The organism is Arthrobacter sp. Bi83 (genome assembly GCF_918698095.1).
Taxonomy (GTDB): Bacteria; Actinomycetota; Actinomycetes; order Actinomycetales; family Micrococcaceae; genus Arthrobacter.
Window position 1 is genome coordinate 1 of the sequence record NZ_CAKKLY010000085.1, and the last position, 9,608, is coordinate 9,608.

The following is a 9,608-nucleotide window of genomic DNA, read 5'->3' on the forward strand; positions in this document are numbered from 1 at the left end:
CAATGACCATCGCCGCGTCAGCGCGACGATCAGCGCCCCGCCGGTCACCATCCGGCGGGGCGCTTTCATGCCCGCCCGTCGCCACGGACCGTGACGGCTACATCGTCAAATAACGCGATCGGTAACATCCACCCAGGAAAAAGCTCATCCAGCGCTACATTTTGGACAACCTGCGTGACGACTCACTCAACATCGCCGCCATCTCCCAACAGCTCCACCTCTCACCAAGCAGCATCCACCGCGCCTTCGCACTCCAAGGGCAAACGGTCATGGGATGGGTCTGGCAGCAGCGACTGGAAAGAATCCGGGAAGAGCTACTCAAGGGCAGTCATAAAGGAACATTGGCGGAGCTATCGCAGGCCTGGGGGTTTTCGGACTCAGCCCACTTCAGCAGGGCCTTCCGTCGCCAATTTGGCCAGCCCCCGTCGTTGCTGCACCGGCCACCAAAATAACGGCTACCAGCTCCGGCAGTTGGCAGTCCGGGATCCCCAGAAAAGCTGACACAAACAGTCAATGCCTCTGCGACGCGCAGGCAAGACATACATGCACTGACCTACCTAACATTGAAGGCATCCAAGACGCGGTGACTGAGGTCACAAATTTAGGAGCTTTCCATGGACCACCCCAAGTTCAAGGCAGCGGCCATCCAGGCCGCACCTGTCTTCCTCAATCTTGACGCCACCATCGACAAGGCGGTCGCCCTGATAGAAGAAGCATCCAGCAACGGCGCTGAAGTGATCGCGTTCCCCGAGACCTGGCTCCCGGGCTACCCCTGGTACGCCTGGCTGGACGCACCCGCAGTATGGCTGGCGAAGTTCGGACAGCGGTACTTCGACAACTCCCTGGAATACGGCACTCCCCAGGCCGAACGCCTGGCAAAGGCCGCGAAAGACAACAACATCATGGTCGGCTTGGGCCTGAGCGAACGCAGCGGCAGCAGCCTCTACATCGCCCAATGGATCATTGGCGACGATGGAAAAACGATCGCCCAGCGCCGCAAACTCAAGCCCACCCACGTGGAGCGCACCATCTACGGCGAAGGAGACGGCAGTGACCTTACCGTCTGGGACACGAACCTTGGCCGCGTGGGCGGCCTCTGCTGCTGGGAACACCTGCAGCCACTGTCCAAATACGCCATGTACGCCCAGAACGAACAACTCCACTTCGCCGCCTGGCCCAGCTTCTCCCTGTACGAGGGAGGAGCATATGCACTCAGCGGCGAAGCCAACGTGTCAGCATCACGCGTGTACGCCCTGGAAGGGTCCTGCTACGTCCTGGCACCCACAGCCATCGTTTCTCAAGAGATGCAAGACGAATTGTGCGACACCGACCTGCAAAAAGCCCTCCTGAAAACCGGCGGCGGATACAGCCGCATCTTCGGACCCGACGGCAAACAGCTCCACGAAGCCCTCCCGACAGACCAGGAAGGAATTATCTACGCCGACATCGACCTAGGAACAATCTCCCTGGCCAAGGCCATCGCAGACCCCGCCGGCCACTACTCACGCGCCGACGCAACACAACTTGTCCTCAACAAAACCGTCCGCCGCCCCGTCATCGAAACCGCACCAGCAGAACAAACAACCCGCACACGTGCCATCGTCTCTTCGTCAGACACTGTAGCTAAAGACCGCTCCTGGGACGCAGCCTCAGAAATGGAAGGGAGGGATCCGATACCTCAGGAACTATAGAGTGCAAACTTCAAGTGTGGGTGGTTCCACGTCCATTCCTTGGTGCCACGCACATTGCACTTGTTGGACAGTCCCACAGTCCCTGGCGGCGAGTAAGACGGCCAAGTAAGCCGCGCGGGGGAGCAGGTGGTGCCCGGGTACTAGTCCGCGGCGTGATGGCAGGAGGACTCAGTTTCTCCCACAGGTACCTTTCAAGTTTTTCCGTTGGCGTGCCCGTTCGTTGAGGTCATCGCAATGTGCGATTACTCCATCGCCGATGCCTTGTTGTTCATACTTAGGATTGCGTGCATTCTGGATGAACTGATCGCGCGCACTGCGGTGGTCCCTACAGCGTCGGGCAGCCTGTGTGAAAGAACAGAGCGAAGGGACTAAGTTGTGGCGGCCTTGCGTCTGCGACGTCGCCCCAACGGCCAAAGCCTTTCTTGAGGCCGCGTCTTTGAGATCCACGGTCGATTAATAGCACGGTTTCATAATGGAGATTGCTGTGGGAAGAACGCATCACTTTTCGACTGCACCTTATACGACTCGGGACCGGACGCGAGTGTGGCAGGATCACATAGACGAGTCCCTGTTTCCGACGGCTGACTACACCCCGCTGAACAGTGACGGGTTGCTGGCGCGCCATTCAATGTCAACGGTTGATGAAACACGAGTCCATGGATTCTTTCTTAACGGACACGTAGTCGATCGTGTTGCACGAAATGCCGGTGCCCCTGGGGAGGCGATCTTCTGCAAGGTCGTCGTGGCAGGCGGGGTGTCTTACTCGTCCGCCTCAAGTATGCATGTGGCCGGCCCAGGCGACGTCCTGTTCTACGACCCACAGGACCCTTTTTTTATTGGCTTCCGCCCCGGCACCGCAGAAATTCTGTTGGAGATACCCCGGATACTCGTGCCCAGCGATCTCTTCTCTAACGGCGAGTCCTGTATCCGCATCAGGGAAGGTTACGAGGGCGGCGCAAATCTTGGTCTAGACGAATACCGGGTCTTGCTCCAGAGTCTGACAACAGCTGGAGGCGTAACATCCGATTTTGAAAACCGAGTTCGGGTGATTGCCAAGGCTCTCACAGGCATAGTGGCTGGCAACGGTGCCCGCAGTCTGTTTTTGGAGGCAGTTCGTCTCATTGAGCAGCAAGCTCACGATCATGAGCTCACTACGAATCGGATAGCGCTGGAGCTGAGTATGTCAGCGCGGCAGCTGAATAGGATCTTTCAAGCGCACGGGACCACAGCCGCAGCCTGTATTGCCCGGGAGCGGATCCAGCGTGCAAAGGCGATGCTGACGGCGACCAGCGCCTCCATGACCCGAATCGCCCTTTACTGCGGCTTCGGAACCTCATCGAATTTCTCACGTTCCTTTTCAAGGTCTACGGGTTTCTCTCCATTGGCTTATCGCAAGGCACACGACTAGAGGCTTGACTTTCTTTTGTTTCACCTCTTCAGGAGAGACCTCCGAATTTGTCGGGAAACGGCAAAAAGTTGGCGGGAAAAGCATCGAAACAGCCCGGGCGCTCCATCTACTCTCGATGGAGCGACGAAAGTTTCCCGAACGCACTGCCTGCATTCAGCGGCCCGCGCGCCCCCTCCAGGCTTCCAACACACATGGATGCAGGCGACGTAGCCCATTCTCTGACTGGAGGCTTCGTTTCCCGCCAACACCAATGAGGTTAGCCAATGGAAGTACAAGCCCAGCTCATCACGAACGCAGTTGTCCGTTCCGTCGATGAAGACGATTCCGTCCACGAAGCCGTCCTGATTGAGAGGGGCCGCATCGCCGCGGTGGGTAGCGAAGCAGACCTGCGCCTAAAGGCATCACATCAAGCAGAGGTCCTTGATGCCGGAGGTCGAACCGTTGTCCCTGGTTTCATCGATGCCCACAATCACATGAGTTTTGCCGCTTTCGCCCCAGTAGCGGTTAACTGCATGACCCCTCCTCTCGCCTCGATGGACGAGGTACTCGAGGTAATTCGAGCCCACTGCTCAAATCTCATTCGGGGGCAATGGGCAAGCGGATTCGGTTTCGACATGTCCAAAATCAGAGAGCAACGTACACCCACCCGATACGAGTTGGATGAAGTTTCTCCTAACAACCCCTTTTTCCTTGTAGATGTCAGCGGGCATGCAGGCTACGCGAATACGGCAGCGTTGGAGGCTGCAGGGATTACACAATGCACCCCTGACCCTTGGGGCGGAGGCGTAGAACGTGATACCCGCGGCTTGGCCACTGGAACCTTGATGGGAACCACCGCCGGTCTACTCAATTCCATCTCGTGGGAGGACTACGCAGAACGGGACTGGGATCACGCCGTCGAGTTACTGGAATCCAAAGCCAAACAGTATCTGGCTGTGGGGCTGACCGGAGTGGGCGACGCATGTGTCACGGCTAAGGGCGCCGAGTTATACCGGCGCGCCGATGAATCGGGGCGGCTTCCTCTTACATTGCAACAGATACACGGAGGAGACTTCCTGTTCGCCCGGCAAGATTTGGGAAACCCCGACGTTCTTGAACGTATCCAACGCAAGGGGACTCGGATGCTCCGTGGCGGTGCTATGAAGGTGTTCGTTGATCGGGCTTACCCCGACAGCGGTGCAATTCACCAAATACATGACGGCTGCGTCAAACACGTGGGGACAAACTTCTACAACCCTCGTGAGGTACGCGACATCGCACTGCGGGCCACTGGCCTTGGCATCGACCTTGCGGTCCACGCCATGGGCAACTGCGCCATCGATATAATTCTCGATGCTTACGAAGCCGTTCGCGAAACCTTTGGCCGGCAACCAGTCCTCAGGCTCGAGCATGCCTTCGTTGCTGAGGCCCGCCAGGCAACTCGCATGGCTGAGTTAGACATTGACCTAGTGGCCAACCCAGGTCTGGCCCACAATGTGGGTGATCTTTTTTCTGGCTGGAGGGGGGAGAACCAGAACCACCTCAAGGTCATTCCTGTTCGCAGCATGATCGACGCTGGAGTCCGCGTCAGTTTCGCATCCGATCATCCTGCGGGCACGTTTTCGCCTGCTGAAATCATGTGGACTGCAGTCGCTCGGCAACACCTCTCCGGGGTCTCAATCGAGCCGGAAGAGGCGGTAACCGCGGCAGAGGCATTACGAGCTTTCACCATCCAAGCGGCGCACGCTTCCGGACGCGACAGCGAGGAAGGAAGCCTCGAAAAGGGTAAGCGTGCCAACCTTTTGGTCCTGGATCGGGATCCCCTCACGTGCACGACCAATGATTTGCGCCGCCTGCAGGTTGATCGCACCTATGTCGACGGCCGCTTAGCACACCAACGAGCTGAATGAATCCCAAGCAGCCAACTAAGGCCACTACCCGCCCCGCACGGAAAGCGCACTCGAGCTGCCGGTTTCCCGAGCCCGGCCGCACCTTTGAAAGGACAAGATGAGTTTTAGACGGGGCAAGTTAGACGCAGTACGTTCCTTTACCTTGGTCGAAGCCCTGGCTGGAAGAAGATCACGCCGCTTCGGCTTGGGTATGACGATTCCTGATGGTCCGCTGGCGTATTCTTCCAGGCACGAGCCTCACCCACTCGGCGCAGACGAACGGGCTCTTCTGGTGTGGGCTGCTACCGGCCTGACGGGTTGGCACCTGGGCATGCCCCATACTGAATCGGGCCCACCTGATGCTGGTTGCAATTACCCGAGTCGTTTGACCGGACGGACCAATCCGAGTGCCGCAGGAATACACAGCTCCGAACTGGCAATTATCGATGATTCGGGTGTCTACATAACGGCACTTCGCACCGCATCCCCGGAGCTTTTAGAACAAGCTGCACACGCGACTTCGCTAGACTCGCTGGTCGCCCTGACCGACAGCTTGCTCAGGAAGTGACTGACGAGCGTTGTCATCTTCCTTCTGCGTATATCGCGGCGCACAACAGGTGGAACGCACTTCGTCCTGGGACGACTCTGATGGTTCCGATCGCAGATGCGACCGAGCAGTTTCTTGGCTTTCTTTCGATCATTAGCGGGGAGGGCGTCATTCTATGGGACGCCTTTGAAGACAGGCCCGTCGGCAACACCGCTGAACTTCTTCGGAAAGGCTTGCTAAACCCTGATGCACGGATGCCGCTGCCGGCGTTTGAACAGCTGGTCGGACAGCAGGCTACCGTGGAGAGCGGCATCATTGCCTACAACACCCAACTCATGCTCCAATCCATGGGGTTGGGAGGGTGGCTCTATGGTGGGATCGACACCAATGCCCTCCTAGGGGCGTACCAAAATCAGGGAGTTTTGGGCATGGGTTTCCGGTTCAAGCGGGTGGCCCACTCCCCTTTGGCTAATCCCGTGGGGCTGGACGGATACTTCGAAACCTTGTCGCCGCCCTACTGCAGTGGTGCCGATGACGTCGTTGCTCGCTTTATTGAACGTAAATTTGGCCGTGACGGGGCTTACAACACAAGTATCGGCATGTACCGTGACGGCGGGGCAGTCCTTTCTCAGGCACAGCGCTACGATGAAGCGACCATTCGATACTTCGAATCGGTGGTGGAACGACTGTTGGAAACCTATGGCCGTGTCCCAGGAACGCTCCCGACCGTGCACACGTCGGTCTACCTTCAGGCCCAACACGTCGACGTCGATTACTACGACCAATTCCACGACAAAAATGCACTACTGGACACACATCGCGAACACATGTCCGCGTGGCATGCAGAAGTTCCCTAGCTAGGAGACCCTAGCCTTGCCCTCCCCGAGGCGGAACCTTTGAATGGACAACACTATGAAGCTATTGCAAGTGAATTATCGGCGCGCTTTGTCGAAGGACGACCAGGGGCAGGCCGAGCGGATAATGCAGTCGGCCATCAAGATTGCGGGCGTGAAAGGCCTGCTATGGAAGATCTGGATTTACGATGACGAGGAGAAGACAGCTGGCGGTATCTATCTCTTCGACAGTGAAGCCAACGCCAGGAATTGGGGCGATGAAGTGATGGAGAGGTCGCTAAAGTCACACCCAGGCATCTCAGACATCACTAAGCACTACTTTGATATTGATGGAGACCTGACGCGGCAGACCCGCGGTCCGGTCGCTGCAGCACGCAAATAGCCCGACTATGCTGCCGCGGCGTGTCCTCGTCCGGATACGCCGCGATCACTTTGAACCCACGCAGCCTGCAGGCGTATCACATGCGCTGCAATGGAAATGCTGCCTAGGGAACCCGCAGTTCCCGGCGCCGTCGAACAAGCTGTGAGGGCACTGCCCAGCTGACGAGTAGCCACTTGGTCGGCTTTGAGGCTGAGATCCGAGTAGCTTGGACGCCGCCGCTGTCGTGCGCCGTTGCTGGCTGCCTACCCGTGCCGTATGCGATGAAATCGTCGAAAATCAGAAGAGCTAGCCTCTTACCTAGTCTGGCCAAGCCGCTCAACTTCTATGAGTTCCTTATTATCCCCACCGTGACAGTTCGATGGTCGGGACCTCTAGCTGCCTGGGAGCACATGGCAAAATGCCAGTATGCTAGCGGCCTGCTTCATGGCTTTTGGTGCCCCATCTCTGCTGGTTGATCAGTCCGAGGGATAACCTTGCTCGTTCCTTGCGGAGGGTCAAAGCCCAGAGAGCACTAGAGGCTTCGGCGCGGTAGTTCTGGATGTGACTGTTAGTGGCTCATGGGATGTCCAGGACTTTGTGGTGTCATGCGTCCCCGCGAGGACACGGCTGTGCGATGTTGGCCGGTCCGAGCAAGGACAGGCTTTCCCGTTCGGGTCGGTGAGAGGAAACAAGCTGACCGAGAGCAGGGCCGAATAGTGCACGGGTTTCGGATCCTGAGGCCTTCAACCACAGTAAGTATCCAGAAGTCATGACTGCTTCTACCTCGCCAATACGCACAACGTATCCTGCTTCCACTATTCTGACAATCTTCCCTAACAACTAGTCGACTCGTTGTAGCTTCTTTTGCTTGCCATCCCGGCTCTTTAGCGCCATCATTGTCGAGTCCTTTGATTGTTGATAGCCCGAAGGCAGCATCTGGGTGTGGGTACCGGTCGATCCAACTCATAACCCAATGGTTTCTTGCCAGCGATTGCAGTCCCATTAGCTACCAGAGCTTGCGTTTTATCAAACATTTAACGTCACAAAAGATCATCCAGATCGCTGTCATTCGGTTTATCCTGGTTCCCAGGCAGGGGCGCGCAATTCCGGCTTTGGTTGGCAAATTGACCGTCGCCCGACGTTGTCCGCAGGAGTAGGGGTGTCGACGAGGACATATCTGATCTCGAACCGTTGCCGCCGCCCCAAGATGTCCTTGCCTGCATATGTTCTTTCCTTGCCTGCACAAGAAGTCTGCTTTTCATGATGATCGCTTCTTAGGTGTTTTCGACCAATAGAGAGTTTGCTGGCACGGGGCGGTAGGTACTGGATCGGATGCGTTGTGATGGTTCGAGTTCCAGCATCAGCTTCCAGATTGTCTGGTCGCCATCTAACGCGGGCATTATTTCTCCTCGTTGAAGGTAGCGGAATGGCTCTGGCTCCGTTTCCGGACTCCACCAACCGCTAGCCGGGGCGTGTTGGCCGGTGGGAACGTGATGAGTTACGGCAGGAGAATATTTTGGCTGATGAGTCACGTGGGCCGCACTTCCTTGGTCGTAATCGGTATTTAGCGCCTAATTCGTCGCCCGCAAATACGGGGCAAACGAAAATGAGGAATTATGGATTTCGGTTTGCAGATTGCTAATCTCATTCTCGAACGAATAGGTGCGCTCTGCAACACTGTACTCGCGATCGGCCGATCGTCTTTCGCTATCAACCGGCCACTGCTTTTGCAAGCCATTTCACCTTAGAATCACTGTAGTGAACGGTTGTCGCCTCATACTGCGGCAGCTTCTGATGCTTTTTCATGTAGGCGTGAGTCTTTTTAGGCCCGGGCAACTTGCCTTCGCCTGACGTTTGATTCGTGGAAGGGTGTCACCCCTGTTCATGAAGACCAGAGAAGCTACGTTCGGATAACTAAGCGAAAGGCGCAGCCTTGGCGAACTCACCTTCGGGCGACTCGGTGGTAGACAGGATTGTCCGGTTGATCAGTGCCTTTCCAAAGGACGGCGCTCTGTCCCTTTCGGACTTGGCAAGCCGAGCGGCTCTGCCGCTGACCTCGACGCACCGATTGGTCGGGCAACTTGCCGGCCACGGGCTCTTAGAGGCTGGCCCGGGCGGAATGGTTCGCCCTGGGATCAGGCTCTGGGAGCTGGCCAACCGTACGTCTCCTACGCTGGCACTGACGCAAGCGGCCATGCCATTCATGCAGGACATCCAGCAGGTCCTGAACCAGAACGTTAACCTCGCAATTTTGGACCGCTGGGAGACTCTCTTCGTCGAGCGCCTGTCCAGGCGGGGATCCGTTACTAACCGAGCACAGGTGACCGGGAGGATGCCGGTGCATATATCGTCTGCCGGGCTGGCACTCATGGCGAATCAGGACAGAACACTCCAAGCCGAATACCTTGACTACTTTCATGACGCTGATGGCAGGGTCAGCATTGGCTGTTTGCGGGCGATACTCAGCGAAACGAGACAGCAAGGGTTCGCGCAGTTGGCTGGTGTGGTGGACACCGATACTTGGGGCATCGCGGTGCCCATTCTCGATCGCAAGCATTACGCGGTGGCTTCGCTCGGCGTCGTGGTTCCTTTGCGCGAGTTGCGCCTCCAGGCGCTCGTCCCTGCCATGCAGACAGCCGCTCGAGGGATCGCCCGGGATCTCGGAGTCTCGTGAAGGCTTCCGCTCAACGGAATGATTCGCTCTATATCAAGGTTGCGAAGCTCATACTGGGACCCAAGCTCGAACATTTAAGCCCGCAACGAAGCGAGATCCAGTCATGGCAACACGCAAGACCATCACCACGCAGGTGGCCATCATGGGGGCAGGCCCGGCCGGGCTGATGCTGTCCCACCTGCTGGCCAAGGCCGGCATCGAATCC

At 57.3% G+C, this 9,608-nt stretch carries 8 protein-coding genes; all 8 read left to right on the forward strand.

The annotated features are described in order from the left end of the window. Positions 1–161: 161 nt before the first annotated feature. Entirely contained in the window at positions 162–452 is a 291-nt protein-coding gene (locus LQ144_RS22145; RefSeq protein WP_230121405.1) for a helix-turn-helix transcriptional regulator, read from the forward strand. Between the two features lie 162 nt (positions 453–614). Next, positions 615–1,691, forward strand: coding sequence for a carbon-nitrogen hydrolase family protein (locus tag LQ144_RS22150; protein WP_230121406.1), 1,077 nt, complete (start codon positions 615–617; stop codon positions 1,689–1,691). 472 nt (positions 1,692–2,163) lie between these two features. Continuing rightward, on the forward strand, positions 2,164–3,099 hold the full coding sequence (locus LQ144_RS22155; protein WP_230121407.1) for a helix-turn-helix domain-containing protein: 936 nt from the start codon (positions 2,164–2,166) through the stop codon (positions 3,097–3,099). 263 nt (positions 3,100–3,362) lie between these two features. Then, the gene (locus tag LQ144_RS22160; protein WP_230121408.1) at positions 3,363–4,988 is read left to right on the forward strand and encodes an amidohydrolase; all 1,626 of its coding nucleotides are present in this window, start codon (positions 3,363–3,365) and stop codon (positions 4,986–4,988) included. 627 nt (positions 4,989–5,615) lie between these two features. Then, positions 5,616–6,371, forward strand: coding sequence for a hypothetical protein (locus tag LQ144_RS22165; protein ID WP_230121409.1), 756 nt, complete (start codon positions 5,616–5,618; stop codon positions 6,369–6,371). A gap of 43 nt (positions 6,372–6,414) precedes the next feature. Further along, positions 6,415–6,750: a YdhR family protein gene (locus tag LQ144_RS22170; RefSeq protein WP_230121410.1), complete on the forward strand. Its 336-nt coding sequence runs from the start codon at positions 6,415–6,417 to the stop codon at positions 6,748–6,750. Between the two features lie 1,912 nt (positions 6,751–8,662). Beyond that, positions 8,663–9,403 (forward strand): helix-turn-helix domain-containing protein, encoded by a 741-nt coding sequence (locus tag LQ144_RS22175; RefSeq protein WP_230121411.1) that lies wholly within the window; start codon positions 8,663–8,665, stop codon positions 9,401–9,403. A gap of 103 nt (positions 9,404–9,506) precedes the next feature. Beyond that, the coding region (locus LQ144_RS22180) for an FAD-dependent monooxygenase (RefSeq protein ID WP_230121412.1) at positions 9,507–9,608 on the forward strand (102 nt) is incomplete at its 3' end.